Raw genomic sequence first — 23,025 nt, forward strand, 5'->3', positions numbered from 1 at the left:
TCAAAAGCTACAGAAAGACCTTTTTGGCCTGCAGCGAGATTTCTTCGGTAGAAGGCGTTGCTTTCTTCGGCAGTGGAGAAGCCGGCGTACTGGCGGATAGTCCATGGCCGCATCACATACATGGTACTGTACGGTCCTCTCAAAAAAGGAGGTATTCCGGCAGCGAAATTGAGGTGTTCCAGGTTCTCCAGATCCTTTTTTGAATACGTCTTTCTACCCGTTTCTTTAGAGAGGTCCTTGAGATTATTTGGAGCCACAGTCTGATCGTTGGCTTTTTCGGGTTCCAAAAGTGTCCTATTTTGAAGTGATTTTCTTTCCATGATCTTAGCTTTCAATTGATTCTTTCTTTAATCTTTCCTGTTCCTTGGCTGCACTAAGTCTTCTCCCTGGAATAGGAGTGATGAGTGTATCTTTACTGGCAGGATTTTCAAAAGGATCAAACTCCAGGATATTGTGCATTTTTTCCTGGGAGTTCAAATATTTATTTGTCCCGATAAGGATCAAATCCCCCTTATCAAATAATTCCTGTTCTCTTGCTGCACTCTTCTCAATCCTTCTTTGGATCTCACCATTTTCTAAATGCTTTAAAAATCCTCCTTTGGTCTTGATCTCTTCAAAGATCTTCAGGGCAGCGTCAATAAATTGAGAAGTAAGGCTTTCTATATAATATGAGCCGTCTGCAGGATTCGACACCTTATTAAAGTAAGCTTCGTGTTTCAAAATAAGGAGTTGGTTGCGCGAAATGCGGCGGCCAAAGTCACTCTCCTTCCTAAAAAGAAAGTCGTAAGAAAGATTGGTAACAGCATCTACACCTCCCAGGACTGCACTCATACATTCTGTCGTGGTGCGAAGGAGGTTGACGTTGTAGTCATATATTGTCTTATTTCTCGTGCCAGGTGATGCCAGAATAAAGCAAGGCTGCTTTATGGAATAAGTTTGAGCAAGGCTGTTGAAAAGCTGCCTAAGCGCTCTTATTTTTGCTATTTCCAGGAAGTAATTACTGCCGGTGGCCAAAATGAACTGTGGCTGCAATTCTTCCAGATTTTCCCCTTTTTGAGACAAGTAGTGGAGATATTCATCCAGATGGGCCAAAGCATACCCTAACTGCTGGGGAATATTAGCACCTGCATTTTGGTAAAGCGATACATCCACACTTACTGATGAGATAAATCCCTTAGCTCTGCTTTTTATAGATTTTAAGATCTCAAAATCCTTTTTTTGGTTAAAGAAGAAGTTTCCTTCTTTGGTCAACTGTCTAATAGGATCTATCTGCAGGAAGAAGTCTCCTTTTTGACCTTTTAGAGAGGCATTCATTTTATCTATAAATTCTTCAGAAAGAAATTTGAGATTGAAGAAAACCTGAACATCCTTAAGTTCAACCCCTTCAAAAAGAACATTTAAATCAACATCTTTAGAAGAGAGGAAAAGCCATAGGCTTTCTGCGCCTTTTTCCAAAGCTTCCTTTATTTGCCGGTTGCCTGTTGCGGCAGAGTCAACCAGGATCCTTTCAGATATACTCCAGGATCCGGGAGGTGGCAATTCTTTATTCTCCCTTACATCTTTGGCGGTGTAGAAAGGTTGTATTGAAATTTCATCCAGGGTCTTAAAAATGAGATTCCGTTCATAATCTTCCCCTCTTAGGTCCTTTTGGATCCTTAACTTCCAGTCTTCGGCTGAGACTTCAGGAAATTCTTTGAATAGTGATTCCTTCATTGGATTGGTTTTAATGAAAGTATTGGTATAGCTACGTTAGAGATTACATTGGTTTGTAACCTGTGTTGAAAATGCCCTTTTTCGGGCATAAGAAATATTGTTTTTTGAAAAAGAAGGTCTTTTCTCCTGCTAATTTCAGGAGGGCAAATGATTCTCAAAAGTCGGTTTGGGCTGCATGAGAGGATAGCCTGCTTTAGATCTTTGATGAAGTAGAACAAAAAGCTCACAACCTAAATCTTATTTGGAAAGTTTTTACCGGGTTCTAATGGTGAAATCTCTGCTGAAAAATGCTTATTCCCTGCGGAATTTTTCTTCGGAAATTCCGGTAGAAAACTCTCCTGTAAATTTACTCAATACTTTGCTGATTTGGGGCTCAAAAAAGGATGATATTTCGCATCTTTTTAAGAAATCGTTCTCGCCGGAAGGAGGTTGCTAATATTAATTCGGACCCTTTGGTAGGCCTTGTTATTACTACAACGTTTGCGTTATTTTCTAAAAAATATGCTCTCAGTTTTCGACCTCAGAAGTTAAAGTTTCGTTATCTTTATAGGGACTTAAGAGACCCCTGAAATGATACTCCTGGAGAGGCATATTTTGGACCGTTTTCGGTTGCGTTTTTTCTTCCAGAATTTAAGAATTGCGCTGCTCCTTTTTTTGAAGATGCTTATCTCAAGTATCATTTTTTTTATTCCTGAAAACGGGATAATCAACCAAGAACAACTTTTTACATAAATGAATTTACAAAATCGCCGGAGTGCGATTTTTTTTTGCTCTAAACTGAAAATAATTTTTAACCAATCAATTGATTATGGAGCCAACGCATATAGAACATATCGGCATTGCCGTGAAAGACCTTGAGGAAGCAATTCCATTTTATGAAAAGACCTTCGGCTTGAAATGCTATGCTGTAGAAGAGGTGAAGGAACAAAAAGTGAAGACTGCCTTCTTCAAAGTAGGACAGACCAAAATTGAATTACTCGAATCTACAGAGCCCGATGGTCCCATCGGGAAATTTATAGAAAAGAAAGGGCCTGGAGTTCATCACATCGCATTTGCGGTGAATGGGATACAGGAGAGATTGAACGAACTGGAAAAGAAGGATGTGCAGTTAATAGATAAGGCTCCGCGAAAGGGAGCAGAGGGTCTTAACATTGCCTTCCTGCACCCTAAATCGACATTTGGAGTACTTACCGAGCTCTGTGAACAACCAAAGGAGAACTAAAATAATTAAGTAATGACTAGTCAGGATAAAGTAAATGAACTGATCCAAAAACGGGAATTAGCCCGGTTGGGAGGAGGACAGGAGCGGATAGATGCTCAACACCAAAAAGGAAAACTTACTGCCCGGGAACGTATCGACATCCTTCTGGATGACGGAAGTTTTGAGGAATTTGACATGTTTGTCACCCACAGGTGTTCCAACTTCGGAATGCAGAAAAATAAGGTGCTCGGGGATGGAGTGGTTACCGGTCATGGTACTATTGATGGCCGGGTGGTCTATGTCTTCTCTCAGGATTTCACGGTTTTTGGAGGTTCCCTTTCTGAAACTTTTGCTCAAAAGATCTGTAAGGTAATGGACATGGCCATGAAAGCCGGAGCTCCTCTTATAGGAATCAACGACAGTGGGGGAGCCCGTATCCAGGAAGGGGTAACTTCCCTGGCGGGTTATGCAGAGATCTTTGAGCGAAACATACTGGCTTCCGGATTAATACCTCAGATTTCTGCCATTTTTGGACCCTGTGCCGGAGGAGCTGTTTACTCACCTGCGCTAACAGACTTTGTCATGATGACCGAGGAGAACAGCTATATGTTCGTTACCGGGCCAAAAGTGGTAAAAACAGTCACCGGTGAAGATATATCGGTCAACAATCTCGGGGGAGCGAACGTGCACGCATCAAAATCGGGTGTTTCACATTTCAAGGTATCTTCCGAAGAAAATGGTCTGCTTCTTATAAGAAAGTTGCTTTCTTATCTGCCACAGAACAACCTGGAAGAAGCTCCTCTCTTTAATAATAGCGACCCAATTGACAGGCGGGATGATTTTCTAAACACAATCATTCCCGATAATCCCAATCAGCCATACGACATGCAGGAGGTGATCTACAGTATAGTCGACGAAGGGGAATTTCTAGAGGTGCATAGAAACTACGCCAAAAATATCATTGTAGGTTTTGCCAGGATGGATGGCCAGTCCGTTGGTATTGTAGCAAATCAACCCAACTTTCTGGCAGGCGTCTTAGATAGTGATGCTTCCAGAAAGGCAGCCAGGTTTGTACGATTCTGTGATGCTTTCAATATCCCGATCCTTACCCTGGTAGATGTTCCCGGATTTTTGCCCGGCAGCGGCCAGGAATACGCAGGGATCATTATCCACGGGGCAAAGTTAATGTTCGCCTATGGAGAAGCTACTGTTCCCAAGATCACTATAACCCTGAGAAAATCGTACGGAGGAGCGCACGATGTGATGAGCTGTAAACAGCTGCGGGGAGATCTTAACTACGCATGGCCATCGGCAGAGATTGCAGTAATGGGTGCCGCGGGAGCTATAGAAGTGCTTGAAGGAAGGACAATGAGCGGAATTGCCGACCCGGAAGAAAGATTAAAATACAAAGAAGAGAAAGAGCAGGAGTACAGGAAAAAATTTGCAAATCCTTACGAGGCTGCAGCTTATGGCTATATAGATGATGTCATTGAACCGCGAAACACAAGGTTCAGGGTGATTAGGGGACTTCAAACCCTACAAACCAAGAAAGTGACCAATCCTCCCAAGAAGCACAACAATATCCCTCTTTAAGAAAATAATCATGGACGAAACAACAATATTAAATGTTGACTGGTCGCAGATCTGGATCATTACAGGAGTCGGCTATAGTGTGGTATTTATTGCTCTGCTTTTACTCATGTTCTGTTTTAAGAATATGCCAAAGATCCTGAACCTGGGCTTGAGACAAAAATTTAGGGAGGTGAAGGAAAGAGCTAAAGCCAGGAACAACGGGAACCTGGAAGAGGAGAAATATCTCTCCGGCGAAATAAGTGCCGCCATTGGAATGGCTATCACCCTTTATTTAAAGGAGCAGCATGATGAGGAGAGTGGGATCATCACAATAAAAAGGGTTGCCCGTACCTATTCTCCCTGGAACTCAAAAATATACGGAGTAAACAATAACCCGAGGTAAAGATAAAGACATGAAAAAATTCAATTTTACCATCAACGGAAATAAATATGCGGTTGACCTGAAGGAGTTTGAAGACGAACAGGCAGTCATCCATGTCAACGGAACAGAATACGTGGTGGAAATACACCAGGAGCGAAAAAAAGCGGCTAAGACCCCCAAACTTGTGCGGGAGAGTGTGGTGCGGCAACCTGGAGAAGGCCGTATAGAAAGAAAAGTATCAGCCGGAGGTTTTCCTGTAGAAGCACCTTTACCCGGCAGCATCTTCAAACTAAAGGTAAAGGTAGGTGATACTGTAGAGAAGGGTGATTCCCTGCTCATCCTGGAAGCCATGAAAATGGAAAATGAAGTGCTGGCAGATCAGGCCGGAGTTATAAAGGAAATCAGGGTCAAAGAAGGGGATGCAGTACTGCAAAATGATCTTTTGCTCGTAATAGAATAAGAATAATTTGTTCTAAACACACTCCCCCAATTTAAAAATGTGAATCGTGAAAAAATTACTCACCACCATAGCTATACTCGGGCTACTCTACCTTATTCCCATTCTTTTTGGAGGGGAATTAATGGCCCAAAATCTCGTTTTTGAAATTCCGGAAGAAACAGGAAGCCTTGTAGAGGGCCTCCTTCACTTCTGGGATTATACCGGCTTTTCCAACGCTACTTTTGGAAACTTCATAATGATAGCTGTAGGATTGTTTTTCATATTTCTGGCTATCAGGTTTCACTATGAACCCCTACTACTAATTCCAATTGGAACTGGTATCCTTTTAGGCAATATCCCTTTTCCAGCAGGTGCAGGGGTAGGTATCTATGAATCGGGCTCTGTGCTTAACTACTTGTATTTTGGTGTTACCCAGGGGATATATCCTCCATTGATATTTCTTGGAATAGGAGCTATGACCGACTTTTCCTCCCTTATTTCAAATCCCCGGTTGATGTTGCTGGGAGCTGCGGCACAGGTAGGGGTTTTTGGAACCTTTATAGGAGCTGTAGCCCTGGGTTTTGAGATACATGAAGCCGGAGCTATTTCCATCATTGGTGGGGCAGATGGTCCAACAGCGATCTTTGCTTCAGCAAAATTGGCGCCGCAACTCATAGGCAGTATCGCGATTGCCGCATATTCCTATATGGCTCTTGTACCTGTAATTCAGCCTCCAATAATGAAATTGCTCATCTCAAAAAAGGAGAGGTTGATAAGGATGAAACCTCCAAGGGCGGTTTCCCGGACGGAAAAGATCCTTTTTCCAATCATTGGGCTGTTGCTTACCACCTTTATTTCTCCTTCTGCCATTCCACTTCTGGGAATGCTTTTCTTCGGAAATATTCTCAAAGAGAGCGGAGTAACCGAGCGGTTGGCTGAAACTGCCAGGACAAAAATGATCGATATCGTGACCATTTTACTGGGTGTTACTGTGGGAGCTTCCACCCAGGCCAGCGTTTTCCTTACCGCAAGCTCCATTAAGATCTTCGCTCTGGGGGCAGTCTCATTTATCATAGCCACTGCCGGGGGACTAATTTTTGCCAAAGTAATGAACCTCTTCCTAAGTGAAAAGAACAAGATCAATCCGCTTATTGGTGCTGCGGGTGTATCTGCAGTGCCCGATAGTGCACGGGTAGTTCAGCAGGAAGGGATCAAGAGCGACCGTTCCAATCACCTGCTTATGCATGCCATGGCGCCAAATGTAAGTGGCGTAATAGGATCTGCCGTTGCAGCAGGTATCATGATAAGTTTCTTAATGTAAAACAGGGATTAAAATTTTTGAAAAGGTCCCGGACTTTGAGCCGGGACTTTTTTTATTCATCAAGGTTGATTCCTGTTACCTTCTAAAAGGTCTGTTTTGAAAAACATGGCCAGTCTTAGCCTGTCATAATGAGCACGATCAAAATGTAGTTTTAAATATCCGAGTTCCAGCCGGAGGTTTGGGTTTAGATGGTAACCCAGGGCGAGGGCAACTCTGTCCTGGTTAAAATAAGGTGTCCCCGTATTTATAAAGATCTCATTAAAGGCAGAGAGATAGAAATTCCCGGAAAGTGGATGTTCTACCTTGAGCCGGTATCGAATCCTGTGAGAGAGATCGTATTGAGGTTCCTTTCTTGTCCAAATAGACTCGAAGCGGTAACGGTGAGAAATTCCCAAGCCGGAATATCTGCTGCTAAGATTAAGCTCTTGCCATGCTCTGTGTTGGAACTGAGACCTATCTTCTGAATACGACTCCGAATAGAAATAATCGTAGCCAATAGATACCAGTGCATTATCTGTAAACCGATAGGCCACGCCTGTGCGTAGAAGTATGAACTGAAGATCATCATAAACCCGGTAGTGCTGCGAAATAGCTGTGGTTCCAAGGCACCACTTTTCAGATAATTTATGTTGCCCGACAACTTCTGTCCAGCTACCTGTAAATTCCCTGGGATTTTGTGCTGAAAAAAAGGAACTGTAGAACAGGAACAGTAGTAAAAATGCCCTTTTTGACATGGCAGTAATTTCCCTTTAAGTTAAGGAATAACCGTATCAACTGAAAAAGATTTGGCTTCTAATTACCTTCCAAAAAGGCCTTTTTTTGGAGGGCTTATCGGGAGAAAATTGGATTTTTGTGAGGAGAAAAAAGATGGAACCTATATAAAATAAAAAAGGTGGAAAGCTCCACCTTTTTTGCCCCAAATCTACCATGAACTTAACCTACTTATGTTATGGCTTTGTAAAAGTAGATATTATTCTGTGTCTTTCAGATCTTTTTAGATGAAAAGCAAATATTTTAGCCAAACTACACAAGCTCTTTTAAGGACGTGAGAAAATAGATCAACTTAGTAGGCTCTTTCCAGACTTCCTTCGTAGAAATTGATAAAAGCACGATTGACTACCCGGTTTCCTCCAAAGGTGGGGTAGTCCCCTGTAAAATACCAGTCTCCAAGGTTTTTAGGACAAGCCTTGTGAAGGTTTTTGACCGATTGAAAGATGATCTTCACTTCAGCTTTTATGCTTTCATCACTCAGCAGTTCTGCAATCTTGTCCGAGATCTGTTCATCTGTAAAGGGAGCATAAATCTCTTTGACGAAATTCTGTACTTCCCTGTCGTCAAGGTCTACCTGCTTGCGACATTTCTCATATACCTCATCAACTATATGATACTTGTTGCTCTCCTTAAGTAGCTCCAGCGCAGCCTGAAAGGCTACAAGGTTCTCAAGCCTGGCCATATCTATACCATAACAGTCGGGATAGCGAATTTGTGGTGCAGAGGATACAACTATGATCTTCTTTGGATTGGTGCGGTCCATCATCTTAAGAATACTCTTCTTGAGCGTCGTTCCCCGCACAATACTGTCATCAATGATCACAAGGTTATCTTCCGGCCTAACCACTCCGTAGGTCACATCATAGACATGCGCGACAAGATCATCCCTGCTGCTGTCTTCGGTGATGAAGGTTCTAAGCTTGGCATCCTTGATGGCTATCTTTTCTGTTCTTAAGCGGTGGGCGAGGATCTCCTGCAGGCGTTCATCTGTCAGGGTCTCTTTCTCAGCAAGGATCGTATCGTTCTTTTGCCTGTTCAATTCGTCCTGGGCTGCCTCCACCATTCCGTAGAAAGAGGTTTCAGCAGTATTCGGAATAAAGGAAAAGACGGTATTGACTGTATCGTGATCTATGGCTTTAAGCACTTCGGGCATCAAAAGTTTTCCAAGCATTTTGCGCTCGTTGTAGATCTCGGCATCACTTCCGCGGGAAAAATAAATGCGCTCAAAAGAACAGGCCTTTCTTTCCAAAGGCTCCAGGATCTTTTTTATGCGGACTTCCCCATTCTTCTTCGTGATAATCGCATGTCCCGGTGGTAACTCCTCCACCTTGTCAAACTCCACGTTAAAAACAGTCTGGATCACAGGCCTTTCAGAAGCTACTACCACGATTTCATCATCTTTATAGTAATAAGCAGGTCGTATTCCGGCAGGATCCCTTAGCACAAAAGAATCTCCGTGACCCAGAAGTCCGGCCATGGCATAGCCTCCATCCCAGTTCTTGGCCGATTTCTTCAGGATCTTACTGACCTTGAGTTGCTCGGCGATCAAAGGAGAAGCCTCCACTTTCGAATAGCCTTCGTGCTTTAGTTTTTTATAAAGTTTCCTCACCTCATCATCCAGAAAGTGACCTATCTTTTCCATTACAGTCACTGTATCGGCCTTTTCTTTCGGATGCTGGCCTAACTCTACCAGATTATTGAAAAGCTGGTGTACGTTGGTCATGTTGAAGTTTCCGGCAACAATAAGATTTCTGTGCATCCAGTTGTTCTGCCTAAGAAAAGGGTGTACACTTTCCACGCTGTTCTTCCCAAAGGTACCGTAGCGAACATGACCCAGAAATAACTCACCCAGGTAAGGAATGTGCTTCTTTTGAAGGGCAACATCATCGGCATACTCCGGGTGCTGCTTGATCTCCTCATTAATGCGGTCATTGATCTGCGCAAATATATCCTGAATAGGTTGGGCAGCATTCGAACGGATACGGCTTATGTAGCGATCGCCCGGCTGAGTGTTGAGCTTTATGCTTGCGAAGCCGGCACCATCCTGCCCCCGGTTATGCTGCTTCTCCATCATCAGGTACATCTTGTTTACCCCATAAAATGCCGTGCCGTACTTTTCCTTGTAGTATTCCAAGGGCTTAAGTAATCGCAGCTGGGCAATTCCACATTCGTGTTTTAAAGCGTCACTCATATTTGTTGTTATTTGACCCGGTTTTAGTCACAAAAAAAGCCCTGAAATTACAGGGCGTAGAATTAAGTAAGGTTAATTTGAAACTGTGTTAGTGCTTTAAATTCCTCCAGGCGATGATGCACATCTTCTTTTGTCAATTCCTGCATTCTTTCGGTCCCAAACTTCTCAACGCAGAAGGAAGCCAGGTTGGATCCAAAGATCACTGCATTCTTCATGTTTTTGAAAGATATATCGCCCGTGTGTGCTAAGTATCCAGTAAATCCACCGGCAAAAGTATCGCCTGCCCCTGTGGGATCAAAGACCTCTTCAAGTGGCAAAGCCGGGGCAAAGAAAATTTGCTCTTCATGGAACAACAAGGCCCCATGTTCCCCTTTTTTGATCACTACATATTTTGGTCCCATTTCAGAGATCTTTCGGGCTGCTCTTACAAGAGAATATTCTCCTGTGAGCTGTCTAGCCTCCTCATCATTGATCGTAAGAGCATCAACTTTGGCAATTACCTTCATAAGGTCTTCCCAGGTATTATCCATCCAAAAGTTCATGGTGTCGAGGACAACAAGCTTTGGTCTTTCAATTTGTTCCAGTACACTCAATTGAACAAGAGGGTGAAGATTTCCCAGCATCACAACATCGGGGGATTTAAATTCCTCTGGCACCACCGGCTTAAAATCGGCCAGTACATTAAGCTGGGTATCCAGGGTGTCCCGGGAATTGAGGTCATTATGGTATTTCCCACTCCAGAAGAAAGTTTTTCCTCCTTTTACAATCTCGGTCCCGGTAAGATCAATATTTCTGTCCCTCAAAAGGTCCAGGTATTCCTGCGGAAAATCTTCCCCTACTACCGAAACAATTGCACTCTTAATGTCGAATTGTGAAGCAGAGAGACCTATATATGTAGCCGCACCGCCAAGAATTTTGTCTGTTTTACCAAAAGGGGTCTCAATTGCATCAAATGCCACCGTACCCACTATTAATAATTTGTTCATTGGTGTTCTTTAAAAATGAGGTGCAAATATACGGTTTTGTTTTTCAAGCTTTAATACTCAAAAAAGGCTTTTTGAGTCGTCTTCAAATCCTGTATCGATCAAAAGTTTATTCCCTTTCGAGGCCTCTACGGCAAGACGGTCACAGCGTTCATTTTGTGGATGCTCATTATGACCTTTGATCCATTTGAACTTCACTTTGTGCTTGCGGTATTCTTTAAGGAATTCGATCCACAGGTCTACATTCTTTCGATCTTTAAAACCTTTTTTTTCCCAGTTGAAGACCCAGCCTTTTTCGACTGCATCGGCAACATATTTGGAATCTGTAAAGACTGTCGCAGTGGTGTCGGGGTTTTTTAGCTTTTTTAAAGCTTCTATAACTGCCAGCAGCTCCATGCGGTTATTGGTGGTGTGTTTATAGCCTTTGGAAAATTCCTTGAAGTATGGTTTACCTACCCACTCCATCACAATTCCATATCCTCCCGGTCCCGGGTTTCCTCTGGCAGCACCGTCTGTATATATATGTACTTGTGGCCTATGCATCTTCTGAAGCGAATAACAGTTTTTCGATCACCTTCGGAAAATGTTCATATTCCAGTTCATGGACCTTAGCTGCAATATCCTCAACTTTATCCCCGGGCTCAATTTCTGTGGTAGCCTGAAAGATAAGCTCTCCCTCGTCATATTTATCATTTACAAAATGAATACTTATGCCTGTCTTGATTTCTTTCTGCTCTAAAATTGCTTTATGGACGTTCATGCCATACATGCCTTTTCCGCCGTACTTTGGCAGGAGGGCGGGATGTATATTGATTACCTTGTTAGGAAAGCATTTGAGGATCTTTTTTGGGAATATCCATAAAAATCCGGCGAGGACGATAAGATCGGGTTTCATATCCTTCAGCAGGTGAAGAACATCATCACTGTCGTACAGCGCTTCCCGGTCAAAATGCAGTGCCTTTACATCCAGATCATGAGCCCTGCGCAATACCTTTGCGGTACGGTTGTTCGAAAAAACAGCCATCACCCTGGCAGAGCCGGTATTCCGGAAGTATTTAATGATATTTTCGGCATTGGAACCATTGCCCGAGGCAAAGATCACAATATTCTTTTTTTCTGAATTTTGGCTGGTTGGCAAGAGATAGGTCTTAACAATTATTAGCAGGTAAAAATACTGGCTTTAGCTGGAAATTGATTAATTTACATTCACATTTTTAAAGTAAAAACAGGTTTTAAAATAAAGTTTTTTATTTTTGCCACTTAATTTAAAATTAAAAATACAAGTTATGTCAGACATTGCATCAAGAGTAAAAGCGATTATCGTTGACAAATTAGGAGTTGACGAGAACGAAGTAGTAAACGAAGCTAGCTTCACCAACGACTTGGGCGCTGATTCATTAGACACTGTAGAGTTGATCATGGAGTTCGAGAAAGAATTCGATATCCAGATCCCAGACGATCAGGCAGAAAATATTGCTACTGTTGGTCAGGCAATCTCTTATATTGAAGACGCAAAGAAATAAAAAAGTAACATATCCTTATGGAGTTAAAGCGAGTTGTAGTCACTGGATTAGGTGCCCTTACCCCAATTGGTAACAATATTGAAGAATATTGGGAAGGGTTGGTAAATGGAAAAAGCGGGTCGGCACCCATTACTTATTTCGATACCGAGAAATTCAAAACTAAATTCGCTTGCGAGATCAAGAACTTCAAAGTTGAAGACTATTTTGATCGCAAAGAAGCCAGGAAACTTGATAAGTTCGCTCAGTATGCTTTGGTAGCTTCAGATGAGGCTATCAAGGATTCGGAGCTCGATCTTGACACCATTGATAAACTTCGAGTTGGAGTCATCTGGGGTGCCGGGATTGGAGGTCTTGAGACTTTTCAGGATGAGGTTTTAGCATACGGAAAAGGTGACGGAACCCCACGGTTCAACCCTTTCTTTATTCCAAAAATGATCGCGGATATTGCTCCCGGAAACATTTCCATAAAACATGGATTCATGGGCCCTAACTATACTACGGTTTCGGCTTGTGCATCTGCGGCAAATGCACTTATTGATGCTCTTAACTACATTAGGTTAGGGCATAGTGATGTAATTGTCACAGGAGGTTCCGAAGCAGCCGTTGCTCCTGCAGGTATGGGTGGATTTAATGCCATGCATGCCCTTTCAACCAGAAATGAAAGCCCCGAAACTGCGTCAAGACCTTTTGATGCAACACGTGACGGATTTGTTTTGGGAGAAGGTTCAGGTGCTCTTATCCTTGAGGAATATGAGCATGCTAAAGCCAGGGGAGCAAAGATCTATGCTGAAGTTCTTGGCGGCGGATTATCTTCTGATGCGCATCACATGACCGCACCACATCCCGAAGGGATTGGAGTTGTCGCTGTAATGGAGAACTGCCTTAAGAATGCAGGACTTAAGCCTGAAGATGTAGACCATATCAATACCCACGGAACATCTACCCCTCTTGGTGACGTGGCCGAACTCAAGGCCATTAAAAAAGTGTTTGGTGAGCATGCAAAGAATATAAACATCAACTCCACAAAATCCATGACCGGTCACCTGCTGGGTGCAGCCGGGGCGGTAGAAGCCATTGCTTCCATACTTGCCATGAAGCATGGAGTGGTGCCGCCTACTATCAACCATAAAGTAGCCGATGAAAATATTGATCCGCAGCTTAATCTTACCCTCAATGAGGCGCAGAAGCGTGACGTGAAAGTTGCAATGAGCAACACCTTTGGTTTTGGAGGGCATAATGCCTGCGTACTCTTCAAAAAGCTGGACGAATAAAACATCCATGAGTGTTATTAGAAACATATTAAATTCCCGCTCCTCCAGAGGCGGGAATTTTTTTGTGGAGTTAACAAAGATCATGGGCTTCAAACCCAGGAACATTTCCCACTATAAAAAAGCCTTTACCCACAGGTCTCTTAATCAAAAAGATTCCGAAGGAAATGCCATTAACTTTGAAAGAATGGAATTTCTTGGGGATGCTATGCTAAGCGCAGTGATCGCCTCCCATTTATTCAATGAAGTTCCCGGGGGCAATGAAGGTTACTTAACCAAAATGCGCTCAAAGATCGTAAGTCGAAAGCACCTTAATGAACTTGGGAAGGATCTGGATTTGATAAAGCACATCCAAACCAATATTCCTACCGAGCAGTTTGGCACAAATATTCACGGCAATCTCTTTGAGGCACTTATTGGTGCTATTTATCTTGATCGCGGGTACAGGTATGTCAAAAAGTTCATTTATGAGCGGGTGATCGATCCTTATGTTGATATTGAGCAACTTGAAGGCACTGTGATAAGTTATAAAGGCTTATTGATCGAATGGTGCCAAAAAGAGAAGAAAGACTTCAATTATGAGATCTATGAAGATACGGGTAAAGATGAACTTAAACATTTTGCCGTAAAACTTAGAATTGAAGACAGAGTTGTAGCGAAGGCCCGCGCTACCTCTAAGAAAAAGGCTGAAGAAAAAGCTTCCAAAAGAGCCTACTACGCCCTGCAGAATAAAATAGTACCTTCTTAAGAATATAGCAGAAACTACAACGTTTTCGTAACATATTCTGAAAATATAGCCCAAAATTACGATTTTCTGCGGTACAATCTGTACCTTTAACCTTCGATTTAGAAATATATGCCGGCGCATAAACTGGTCTTAGATGAAGTTTTTGAACAGCCCTATAAGCTTTTTGCTATACATTCTTCGGTTGAAGAGTATAAACTGGCTTACCTGTTGAACAAGCATTTAAACCTAAAGCTGGCCAGAACACCAAAAGACATAGATCTACACAAGGGTTCAGAAAATGCGTTTTTTGCCCATTTTTATTTTGAAGATCTGCAAAAATATTGCACCTATCACCTGGTGAGCAACGTTGCCCGGGAGGAAGGAATGTCGGGTTCGGGTGGAGATTCTCTTTTTTTTGGAGAACAACTGGCTGTCAAAAAATCATTTTTATTACCGGAATTTAAGCAGGTAGACTACTTAGTGAAGATCGAAGATGAACTGGATGCGGTATCCGAAAAGATGCTCACTGCCAGGATCATGGAGATCCCACAGGTATCTACTGCCTATGCGATCGATCTGGATCGAGTAAAATCAAAAGAAAATTTAATTTTTGAATAAATGCCGAATACGAAAAAGACCAAAATAGTGGCCACTCTTGGCCCGGCCACAAGTTCTAAAGACGTTCTAAGAGATATGATGCAGGCAGGTGTAAACGTGTTTCGTATCAATTTCTCCCATGCCAACTATGAGGATGTAAAGCAAAGGATAGATCTAATTAGAGAACTAAACGAGGAACACAATTATACTACCGCAATTCTTGCCGACCTTCAAGGCCCAAAGCTGCGGGTTGGGAAAATGAAGGAAGAGGTTGTAGTGAGCAAAGGGGATGAGATAACTTTTGCTACAGGAGAGGAGTTCGAAGGAACTTCTTCCAGGGTTTACATGAATTACGACCAGTTTCCTCAAGATGTCAAGGCAGGAGAAAGAATTCTTCTGGATGATGGTAAGCTCATTTTTGAAGTGGTAAGCACCAATAAAAAAGATGAGGTTTTGGCAAAAGTAATCCAGGGAGGTCCTTTAAGATCAAAAAAAGGGGTAAATCTTCCCAATACAAAGATCTCCCTTCCGGCGCTTACCGAAAAAGATGTGCAGGATGCGATCTTTGCGGTGAAGCAGGATGTTGACTGGATCGCTCTTTCGTTCGTGAGAAACAGTGATGACCTTATAGAGCTTCAGAATCTAATAAAGGAACACACAGATCATAAGATCCCTATCATTGCCAAGATCGAAAAACCGGAAGGAGTTGACAATATTGATAAGATCGTTGCTTATTGTGACGGACTCATGGTAGCACGTGGGGACCTTGGAGTTGAGATCCCGGCGCAGGAAGTTCCGCTTATTCAGAAGCAATTAGTGCTTAAAGCGAAAAAAGCGAGAATTCCGGTGATCATTGCAACTCAAATGATGGAAACCATGATTACCAGTCTTACTCCAACAAGAGCAGAAGTGAATGATGTGGCAAACTCTGTTATGGACGGAGCCGATGCTGTGATGCTTAGTGGGGAAACTTCGGTAGGTAATTATCCGGTGCAGGTTATCGAGAAGATGAGCCAAATCATTCTTAGCGTGGAAAACTCTCCGCTCATAAAGGTTCCGCATGAACCACCACATGTGCGTACAAAAAGATACATCACCAAATCCATCTGTTATCACGCAGCTCACATGGCTAACGAGATCAAAGCGCAGGCCATTTGCACCCTTACCAATAGTGGTTATACCGCTTTCCAGATCTCTGCCTGGAGACCGGAGTCAAATATTCTCGTCTTCACCTCCAACAAAAGGATCCTTAATCAATTAAGTCTGCTTTGGGGAGTGAGAGCGTTTTATTACGATAAGATGGTGAGTACAGACGAAACCATCGATGATATCAACAGGATCGCTACAGAATATAAATTCGTAGAAAAAGGTGATTTTACGATCAACCTGGCGGCAATGCCTATCACCAATAAAGGAATGGTGAACACGCTACGTATTTCTGAAATTGAGTAGATATCAGATCTTAGACTTGAGTTCTGAGATAATAAAAAAGCCACAGGGACAAGCTCTTTGTGGCTTTTTCTTTTTCTGAATTTGCCACCTGCAACGTGTTGACCCGCAACCCGCAACCCGCAACATCTTATTTTAAACTGGTCCTGACTCTTGATTCTTGGCTCTTGACTCTAATAGCAGAGCGATCATATTTAAAAATCAAACTTCAACTGCACCGCAATCTCCTTTTTCTCTTCCTGCCTTTCTTCCTTGTCTGTGTTGAGATTTGAAAGGGAAATTCCCAGGAGCCTCACCGATTCTTTCATCTTTTCCTGGTACAGCAGTTCTTTTGCAGTTTCCAGGATGAGATCCTTTGAAGAGATGTAATAGGAGAGGGTTTTGCTCCTGGTTTGAAGCGTAAAGTCGCTGTACTTGATCTTTAAGGTAATGGTTTTACCTGCCACTTTGCTTTTGGTAAGCCGGCGTTCAATTTCTTCGGAAATGTTCTGAAGTCGTTCCAGCATGAAGATCTCTGAAGAAATGTTTTCCTCAAAAGTGCGCTCTGCACCCAAAGATTTTCTAATCCGGGAAGGCTTTACTTCACTGTTGTGTATTCCCCGTACCACCTGAAAATAAAACTCCCCGCTCTTGCCGAAATTTTCATTTAAAAAATCAAGGGATTTGCTTTTCAGGTCCTTTCCGGTAAAAATGCCCAGCCGGTACATCTTTTCGGCAGTTACTTTGCCCACACCATAAAATTTCCTGATCTCTAGCTCTTCCAGAAAAGATTCCACTTCTTCGGGGGGGACAGTTTTTTGGCCATTAGGTTTATTGATGTCGCTGGCCACTTTTGCAATGAACTTGTTGATAGAAATTCCTGCGGAAGCGTTGAGACCGGTCTTTTCTTTGATCTTCTGGCGAATTTCCTGTGCGATGAGCGATGCACTGGGGTTGCCCTTTTTATTGTCGGTGACGTCGAGGTAAGCTTCATCAAGGGACAAAGGCTCCACCAGGTCTGTATACTCAAAAAAGATACTTCGAATGCGGTCTGAAAGTTCCCGGTAGCGGTCAAACCTCGAATTGACAAAGATAAGATCGGGACAATTGCGTTTTGCCAATACACTGCTCATGGCACTTCTTACGCCAAATTTTCTGGCTTCGTAACTTGCGGCCGCTACTACTCCGCGTTGGGAGCTGCCGCCCACGGCGATAGGTTTCCCTCGAAGTTCAGGATTGTCCAGCTGTTCCACAGAGGCATAGAAAGCGTCCATGTCTACGTGAATGATCTTTCGCTGTTTTGTCTCCTCCATCGCTATAAAATTAGTGAAACTTCAGCTTCATCTTTGCTGAAGACTTTCCGCAGTTGTTTACTTCCGGAGAAAAAATTTAATGCTGAATTGCCATTTTTGGTCCACCTTTGATTTGAAGCAGAAATCTTCTACCTTCATAAAAAACTAAAGCTATGAAAACCGCGATCATACTCGGCGCAACAGGACTTACCGGCGGAGAGCTGCTCAACAGGCTTTTAAAAGATGTCCGGTATAAAAAGATCAAACTGTTTTCCCGTTCTGCTATAGGTCTCAAAAATGAGAAAATCGAAGAACATTTAATTGATCTGTTTGAGCTTGAAAAGTATGCTGAAGATTTTCAGGCCGATGAAGTACACTGTTGCATTGGAACTACCCAGGCCAAAACGCCTGATGATGAAACTTATCACAAGATCGATTACGGAATTCCAGTTACAGCTGCAAAGCTGGCCAAAGAGAACAATATTGGCCGGTTTTTGGTCATTTCGGCCTTAGGAGCCCATGTCAACAGTAAATTCTTTTACAATCGAACCAAAGGAGAAATGGAGCGGGATGTGCTGGCGCTGGGAATTCCCGAGACCTATATTCTTCAGCCATCGCTCATTGCCGGGAGAAGAGAGGAAAAACGGCCTTTTGAAGCTGCATGGAAAAAGGTGATGAGTGTTGGGAACCATTTGCTGGTGGGGCCGTTAAAGAAGTACAGGAGTATTCATGCAGGTGTGATTGCCGATGCTATGGTCTATCTGGCTAATAACAAATATTCGGTTATCCGAATAGAATCAGATGAGATCAGGGAAATTGCTACCAGCTACCGTTAAAGACAAGACATGCAGGAAATAGAACGAAAATTTCTCATTTTAGAAGCTCCAGATTTCAGAAAAGATGCTTTAAGTAAGAACAGGATCGTACAGGGTTACCTTAACTCAGCACCCGAAAGAACGGTGCGGGTGAGAATAAGAGGAGAAAAAGGCTTCCTGACCATAAAAGGGAAGAGCACAAGCGACGGACTTTCCCGGTTTGAATGGGAACGGGAAATCCCTCTTTTTGAAGCTGAAGAGCTCCTGAAGCTTTGCGAAACCGGAGTCATCGAAAAATATCGATATGAAGTGAGAGTTGGAAAACACATTTTTGAAGCCGATGAATTCCTGGGAGAAAATGAAGGCCTGCTATTAGCCGAAGTTGAGCTGAAGGAGAAGAATGAAAAAATTGAGAAGCCTAAATGGCTGGGGGAAGAAGTCACCGGCAATCAGACATATTATAATTCCTTTTTAAGTAAATTCCCGTTTAAAGAATGGCAAAAAGAAAGACCATGAAAAAAGTAATTTTTCTAATAGCTGCACTGGGACTGGCATCAGCTTGCAACCAAAGCAGGGATATCAGGGGAATTCCCGGCCCCGAAGAAGTAGAGGCCCGAATGCCCGATACGATTCCCAATATAGGACAGGAAGCAGAAGACCTCAAGAACAAAGGCTACCAAACCTTTGTTTATGAAGATGGAGGCGAACAATATCTCATGCAGCAGTATTACATTGTTTTTCTCAAAAGAGGAGAGAACCGCGATCAGGATTCTACTGTAGCGGCACAACTTCAACAACAGCATATGGCACATTTAAGCCGAATGGCAAGTGAAGGCTATATGAGCCTGGCGGGACCTTTTGGTGACGACGGGGTAATTCGTGGAATTGCGGTCTACAATACCCCGACCTTAGAAATGGCCGATAGCCTGGCGAGGCTTGATCCCGCAGTACAGGCCGGCAGACTTGAGGTGGAGATCCACCCCTGGTGGGCAGCTAAAGGGACTGAGTTAAAGTAAAGTTTCCTGTAGACATTTTTGCGGGTTATCTTGTTCGCGCGACAAATCTTCTTTAAGGGAGCTTAGGTGCCGGCACTTTTTCGGGTGAGTTTTTAGAGCCTTAGGTTTACTACCTAATAGTTGAAGGCTTATAATTCCAAACCACCTGCAGCTTTTTTAGTTCTTTATTTAAGATAGCGAGGGATTCCGGCTTTATTGTGTGGGTATTGATTCTAAGTTCCTGCTTTTCAGTTTTTAAAATGTACTCTCCGGCAAAGCTCTTAATTTGTACGATTTCATCCAGGGCAACAGATTTTCCGAAGGGTCCGTTCACAGTCAGATTTCCCTCGTCAATGGTGACGTACTTATATTTCACTTTATAATAATAAGTCCCAAAATATGCTATGGACACAAGTAAGCCGTAATCAATCCAATTGAATTCATCGTCAAAGAAAAACTGGCCCAGAAAAAAAATCAACCAGATGCTACCAAAGTACAGATTGAAATTAAGCTGTCGTTTCTTGTATGGTATTTTCATTTTCTTCAGTTTTACTAAACCTCCCACACATTAAAGCGAGCAGGTTTACTATTATCGTCAAGTCTGCTTTCCGCGGCAGTCTTGAATCTAGTTCTTATTAGCTTAGTTATCTTATTATGGTTTTTAAAAGTTCAAGATATCTGACCATTTTAAAAGGTAGTTTACTAGAAAAGTACCTCCTGTGCTTACAAAGATGGAACTTTGCCAGAAATAAACTTTGTTGCCCCATATCTTCAGCCACTTTTTACCAAAAGCGTTTCCAACATAAGCACTCATACTTATGTAGTAAATAAGATTGATCAATAAAAATATTGCAGTTGCCGGAAGAATTATCCAGATTTTGTGCATTGAAAATTTTTAATTTTCTGCCAGGCTACCTACCGGACAAGTTGCTGTTGTTGAACTGAATTACATGTAATAGACTTAAAGGCTGTCAAAAATGAGTGTTATGAAACAACATTTTGAAAACCTTTAAAGATAATTATCCTGTCAATTTACAAATATTTATATTCAATTACTTCCCATTCATACATTCTGCCGAATTCAGAAAGTAATTTTGGGGTAATGTTTATTTTGGTGACTTCGGTTTTAATATGATCCTGAGAAATATTTCCTGTCTTTGTAGTTATTGTGCCCTCTTTAAAGTCATAATAATTGTTCTCGAAATTTCCGCTTGCTGAATGTACTCCGCCATCTTCTGCATATATCAGCTGCAGTTGGTTATTTAAGAACTCAAAGGTGTAAGATTGAGTGGCCCGGGTATACTGATAAAGTATTTTTAGCAATCCGTCTTTTATAGACAACTCTGGTTCTAAATAGATCGCCATTCCACCTTCGTCTCCACGTGCAATGAATTCATTATTTTGAATGATAACTTCTTCGTTCTCTTTTTTATCTAAGAGAATTAATATAATCCTGGGTTTGTTTTTTAACAGAGAACAATCTGCACATCTTTTTTCGAATATACTATCCTTTGATTCCAGGATTAAAGCGTAATCGTCAAATCCGTCTTTGTTCAAATCACCTGATGCCTTGTGCAATATCTTCCAGTCAGGATTGTTTTCAATCGCCTGTAGATTCTGTCCGATAAGATCTGGATACACAGATTCATTAATTTGCGCAAAACCGGATACACAAAAAAATACTGTGAATGTTGTAAGAAGGAATGTTTTCATATTACATGTTGCCGTTTATTTTTTATCTATTCATGTTTTGAACTTGATCAACCTTATTCTGTTCGTTGAAAAAAACAACAAATTCCATATGGTCCAAAACTGCGAAGTTATCGGGGTCAGGTGTAATATAACATATAGTATTATCGGTCCAGCAATTGGAATATTTCGTGCCAAGTATTTCAATTACCTCTTCCTTGGTTTTTCCTTCGAGTAGTTTGTTTTTTTCTAAATCCTTGACCATTCTATATCTCGAATCTACATCGGTAATCCAATCTTTGGAATTAAATTCTTTCGACCTCCATATGGGATTGATTATTCCATAACAAATTCCAATGAATAATGCCGTCCATACAATTGGTAATAATAGTGTTGCCAGGATGGAAAACATCTTTATGTTCCCCCATTGAAACTTTTTTGTTATAAATTTCTTGTACAAAAAGTAAGAAGGGATCAGAAATAGAATTTCAAAGGCGATAAAAAATAAAATTAGTTTTATCATCGGGAAATTTTGTCCGAATTAAAGGCAGCCTCCATTAAGTTCAATACTGCATCTATTAAAAACTTATCGACCATACATTTGAAACACTTGTGTAACTAATCTATGGAAAATTCTCCATTATTATAAGTTTGGAACATCAATAAAAAGCCCCGCCGGGTGGCAGGGCTCTTTGTTTCGAATATTTTCATTCCTACTGCCAGCCACCGCCCAGCGCCTGGTATAGATCTACTATTGCGTTTAGTTCATCATATCTGATATTCACCAGCTCCAATTGAGAATTTAAAGCATTTTCCCTGGCAGTAAGTACTTCCAGATAATTAGCAAAGCCACTGTTAAGCAGTTCTTCAGAATACGATGTTGCGAGATCGTAGGCCTCAAATTCCTGCTGTTTTATTTCCAGTTTCTTATCTGCTGCGGCATAATTGAATAAAGCATCAGATACTTCTCTTGAAGCGTCGAGAATGGCTCTTCTGAATTCGAGAAAAGCAATCTCCTGCTGTGCCTGTGCAACTTCATACCGTGTCTTGATCTGTCTTCTGTTGAATAACGGCTGGGTAAGGGAACCAACTACAGTTGCAAAAAGGGAATTAGCGTCTATAAGTTCTGCCAGGTCCAGACTCTGGAATCCACCGGTCGCTGAAATGCTCAGAGATGGGTAAAAATTACTTCTTGCCACGTTCGTGAGCTGGAAAGCATTCGCCAAGTTATATTCGGCAGCGATTACGTCGGGTCTGTTCCTTAGCAATTGTACAGGAAGACCTGTCTTAAGTTGCGTATTCAGAACCTGATCTTCCAGTTCAGTTCTTTCGATAGCATGGGGTGCTTCTCCCAGCAGGATTGAAAAGGCATTTTCCAGTAGTCTTATCTGGTTTTCGAGATCTACCACTACTGCCTGTGCCCGGTAAAGCTGCGCCTCGGTCTGTTTTACACCCACTTCCGTTACATTTCCTGCCTCTTTTAAGGCTTTGATGGTCTCGAGGCTGTTCATCCTGTTGGCAACAGTTTCTCTCGTTACTTCCAGCTGCTCGTCCAGAGCCAAAAGCTGGTAGTAGAGATTCGCCACATTGGCTACCAGTCTTGTTTTTACCGCCTGGTGGGCTGCCACCGTTTGGAGAAAGGCTGCTCTCTGTGCCCGTTCATTGCTTTTGATCCTGCCCCAAATGTCTGCTTCCCACGAAAGGTTGGCCGTTGCTTCATACTGGCTTATTGAACCGTCAAAGAAGCTTCCGAACTGGCTGTTAGGAGCCAGTTGTTGATGCGTTACCTGTGTAGATAATCCAAGAGAAGGCAAGTCTTGAACCTTTGCCTGTTTTAGGTAAGCCCCGGCAGCCTCTATTTGCTGCAGTGCAATTCTTATATCCAGGTTATTCTCCAGCGCCCTGTCAATATGATCTGTCAGTACAGGATCTGAAAATAGTTCCCGCCAGGAGATCCTGGCCATGGAGATAGTATCGGTTGGAAGTTCATCAGTTCGGTAGGTTTCAGCTTCAACTACTTCCTCAGGTCTGGTATATTCCTTCGCCACAAAACAGGATTGTAGAGAAAGCAATACCGCCGGAACTACAAGTATTTTATATATGGATCTTTTCATCTCA

General features: G+C 42.3%; 26 protein-coding genes. 13 read left to right on the forward strand and 13 right to left on the reverse strand.

Going from position 1 to position 23,025, the window contains the following annotated elements; genetic code table 11:
- Together VR862_RS03845 and VR862_RS03850 are read right to left on the reverse strand one after the other, a co-directional pair.
- On the reverse strand, window positions 1-320 hold a 320-nt coding region (locus tag VR862_RS03845), incomplete at its 3' end, for a methylmalonyl-CoA mutase family protein (RefSeq protein ID WP_324719643.1).
- Window positions 321-324: 4 nt separating this feature from the next.
- Window positions 325-1,713 carry a methylmalonyl-CoA mutase subunit beta gene (locus VR862_RS03850; protein WP_324719644.1) on the reverse strand — a complete coding sequence of 463 codons (1,389 nt, stop codon included), beginning with the start codon at window positions 1,711-1,713 and terminating at the stop codon, window positions 325-327.
- 808 nt (window positions 1,714-2,521) lie between these two features.
- Here VR862_RS03850 and mce point away from each other — a divergent pair.
- Genes mce through VR862_RS03875 form a run of 5 tightly spaced genes read left to right on the forward strand, consistent with a single transcriptional unit; the run spans window position 2,522 to window position 6,628 of the window.
- Complete coding sequence (gene mce / locus VR862_RS03855; protein ID WP_324719645.1) at window positions 2,522-2,935, forward strand: methylmalonyl-CoA epimerase; 414 nt, start codon at window positions 2,522-2,524, stop codon at window positions 2,933-2,935.
- A gap of 12 nt (window positions 2,936-2,947) precedes the next feature.
- Window positions 2,948-4,507, forward strand: coding sequence for an acyl-CoA carboxylase subunit beta (locus VR862_RS03860; protein ID WP_324719646.1), 1,560 nt, complete (start codon window positions 2,948-2,950; stop codon window positions 4,505-4,507).
- Between the two features lie 10 nt (window positions 4,508-4,517).
- Complete coding sequence (locus VR862_RS03865; RefSeq protein WP_324719647.1) at window positions 4,518-4,889, forward strand: OadG family protein; 372 nt, start codon at window positions 4,518-4,520, stop codon at window positions 4,887-4,889.
- Window positions 4,890-4,899: 10 nt separating this feature from the next.
- The gene (locus VR862_RS03870; RefSeq protein ID WP_324719648.1) at window positions 4,900-5,328 is read left to right on the forward strand and encodes a biotin/lipoyl-containing protein; all 429 of its coding nucleotides are present in this window, start codon (window positions 4,900-4,902) and stop codon (window positions 5,326-5,328) included.
- Between the two features lie 46 nt (window positions 5,329-5,374).
- Entirely contained in the window at window positions 5,375-6,628 is a 1,254-nt protein-coding gene (locus VR862_RS03875; protein ID WP_324719649.1) for a sodium ion-translocating decarboxylase subunit beta, read from the forward strand.
- 59 nt (window positions 6,629-6,687) lie between these two features.
- Here the strand turns inward: VR862_RS03875 and VR862_RS03880 are convergent, their stop codons facing one another.
- The 5 genes from VR862_RS03880 to purN all read right to left on the reverse strand — a co-directional run bounded on the left by VR862_RS03880 (window position 6,688) and on the right by purN (window position 11,711).
- Window positions 6,688-7,362: a DUF2490 domain-containing protein gene (locus VR862_RS03880; RefSeq protein WP_324719650.1), complete on the reverse strand. Its 675-nt coding sequence runs from the start codon at window positions 7,360-7,362 to the stop codon at window positions 6,688-6,690.
- Between the two features lie 329 nt (window positions 7,363-7,691).
- Complete coding sequence (locus tag VR862_RS03885) at window positions 7,692-9,590, reverse strand: amidophosphoribosyltransferase (RefSeq protein WP_324719651.1); 1,899 nt, start codon at window positions 9,588-9,590, stop codon at window positions 7,692-7,694.
- A gap of 62 nt (window positions 9,591-9,652) precedes the next feature.
- Complete coding sequence (locus VR862_RS03890; RefSeq protein ID WP_324719652.1) at window positions 9,653-10,576, reverse strand: PfkB family carbohydrate kinase; 924 nt, start codon at window positions 10,574-10,576, stop codon at window positions 9,653-9,655.
- A gap of 57 nt (window positions 10,577-10,633) precedes the next feature.
- Complete coding sequence (gene rnhA, locus VR862_RS03895) at window positions 10,634-11,116, reverse strand: ribonuclease HI (RefSeq protein WP_324719653.1); 483 nt, start codon at window positions 11,114-11,116, stop codon at window positions 10,634-10,636.
- A complete protein-coding gene (gene purN, locus VR862_RS03900; RefSeq protein ID WP_324719654.1) occupies window positions 11,109-11,711 on the reverse strand; it encodes a phosphoribosylglycinamide formyltransferase in 603 nt (200 codons plus the stop codon). The genes rnhA and purN overlap by 8 nt, the downstream gene beginning before the upstream one ends.
- A 148-nt stretch (window positions 11,712-11,859) precedes the next feature.
- On the opposite strand from purN, the gene VR862_RS03905 reads away from it, so the two are divergent.
- The 5 genes from VR862_RS03905 to pyk all read left to right on the forward strand — a co-directional run bounded on the left by VR862_RS03905 (window position 11,860) and on the right by pyk (window position 16,140).
- Window positions 11,860-12,096: an acyl carrier protein gene (locus tag VR862_RS03905; protein WP_013069791.1), complete on the forward strand. Its 237-nt coding sequence runs from the start codon at window positions 11,860-11,862 to the stop codon at window positions 12,094-12,096.
- 17 nt (window positions 12,097-12,113) lie between these two features.
- On the forward strand, window positions 12,114-13,367 hold the full coding sequence (fabF, locus tag VR862_RS03910; RefSeq protein WP_324719655.1) for a beta-ketoacyl-ACP synthase II: 1,254 nt from the start codon (window positions 12,114-12,116) through the stop codon (window positions 13,365-13,367).
- 7 nt (window positions 13,368-13,374) lie between these two features.
- Window positions 13,375-14,112: a ribonuclease III gene (rnc, locus tag VR862_RS03915; RefSeq protein WP_324719656.1), complete on the forward strand. Its 738-nt coding sequence runs from the start codon at window positions 13,375-13,377 to the stop codon at window positions 14,110-14,112.
- Between the two features lie 108 nt (window positions 14,113-14,220).
- Window positions 14,221-14,709, forward strand: coding sequence for an IPExxxVDY family protein (locus VR862_RS03920; RefSeq protein WP_324719657.1), 489 nt, complete (start codon window positions 14,221-14,223; stop codon window positions 14,707-14,709).
- The gene (pyk, locus tag VR862_RS03925; protein WP_324719658.1) at window positions 14,710-16,140 is read left to right on the forward strand and encodes a pyruvate kinase; all 1,431 of its coding nucleotides are present in this window, start codon (window positions 14,710-14,712) and stop codon (window positions 16,138-16,140) included.
- 191 nt (window positions 16,141-16,331) lie between these two features.
- Here pyk and dinB read toward each other — a convergent pair whose 3' ends face one another.
- The gene (dinB, locus tag VR862_RS03930) at window positions 16,332-17,429 is read right to left on the reverse strand and encodes a DNA polymerase IV (RefSeq protein ID WP_324719659.1); all 1,098 of its coding nucleotides are present in this window, start codon (window positions 17,427-17,429) and stop codon (window positions 16,332-16,334) included.
- 152 nt (window positions 17,430-17,581) lie between these two features.
- Between dinB and VR862_RS03935 the strand changes: the two genes are divergently transcribed.
- The 3 genes from VR862_RS03935 to VR862_RS03945 are packed head-to-tail and all read left to right on the forward strand — an operon-like array spanning window position 17,582 to window position 19,239.
- Complete coding sequence (locus tag VR862_RS03935; protein WP_324719660.1) at window positions 17,582-18,244, forward strand: NAD-dependent epimerase/dehydratase family protein; 663 nt, start codon at window positions 17,582-17,584, stop codon at window positions 18,242-18,244.
- Window positions 18,245-18,253: 9 nt separating this feature from the next.
- Window positions 18,254-18,739 (forward strand): CYTH domain-containing protein, encoded by a 486-nt coding sequence (locus VR862_RS03940; protein ID WP_324719661.1) that lies wholly within the window; start codon window positions 18,254-18,256, stop codon window positions 18,737-18,739.
- Entirely contained in the window at window positions 18,736-19,239 is a 504-nt protein-coding gene (locus tag VR862_RS03945) for a YciI family protein (RefSeq protein WP_324719662.1), read from the forward strand. The genes VR862_RS03940 and VR862_RS03945 overlap by 4 nt, the downstream gene beginning before the upstream one ends.
- Window positions 19,240-19,348: 109 nt before the next feature.
- Here the strand turns inward: VR862_RS03945 and VR862_RS03950 are convergent, their stop codons facing one another.
- From VR862_RS03950 to VR862_RS03970, 5 genes are all read right to left on the reverse strand, one after another.
- Complete coding sequence (locus VR862_RS03950) at window positions 19,349-19,756, reverse strand: hypothetical protein (RefSeq protein ID WP_324719663.1); 408 nt, start codon at window positions 19,754-19,756, stop codon at window positions 19,349-19,351.
- Window positions 19,757-19,879: 123 nt separating this feature from the next.
- The gene (locus VR862_RS03955; protein ID WP_324719664.1) at window positions 19,880-20,104 is read right to left on the reverse strand and encodes a hypothetical protein; all 225 of its coding nucleotides are present in this window, start codon (window positions 20,102-20,104) and stop codon (window positions 19,880-19,882) included.
- A gap of 146 nt (window positions 20,105-20,250) precedes the next feature.
- Window positions 20,251-20,931 carry a hypothetical protein gene (locus VR862_RS03960; protein WP_324719665.1) on the reverse strand — a complete coding sequence of 227 codons (681 nt, stop codon included), beginning with the start codon at window positions 20,929-20,931 and terminating at the stop codon, window positions 20,251-20,253.
- A gap of 22 nt (window positions 20,932-20,953) precedes the next feature.
- Entirely contained in the window at window positions 20,954-21,319 is a 366-nt protein-coding gene (locus VR862_RS03965) for a hypothetical protein (RefSeq protein ID WP_324719666.1), read from the reverse strand.
- A gap of 301 nt (window positions 21,320-21,620) precedes the next feature.
- A complete protein-coding gene (locus VR862_RS03970; protein WP_324719667.1) occupies window positions 21,621-23,021 on the reverse strand; it encodes an efflux transporter outer membrane subunit in 1,401 nt (466 codons plus the stop codon).
- Between the last annotated feature and the right edge of the window lie 4 nt (window positions 23,022-23,025).

The sequence above is a fragment of the Salinimicrobium aquimaris genome, assembly GCF_035607535.1.
Taxonomy (GTDB): domain Bacteria; phylum Bacteroidota; class Bacteroidia; order Flavobacteriales; family Flavobacteriaceae; genus Salinimicrobium.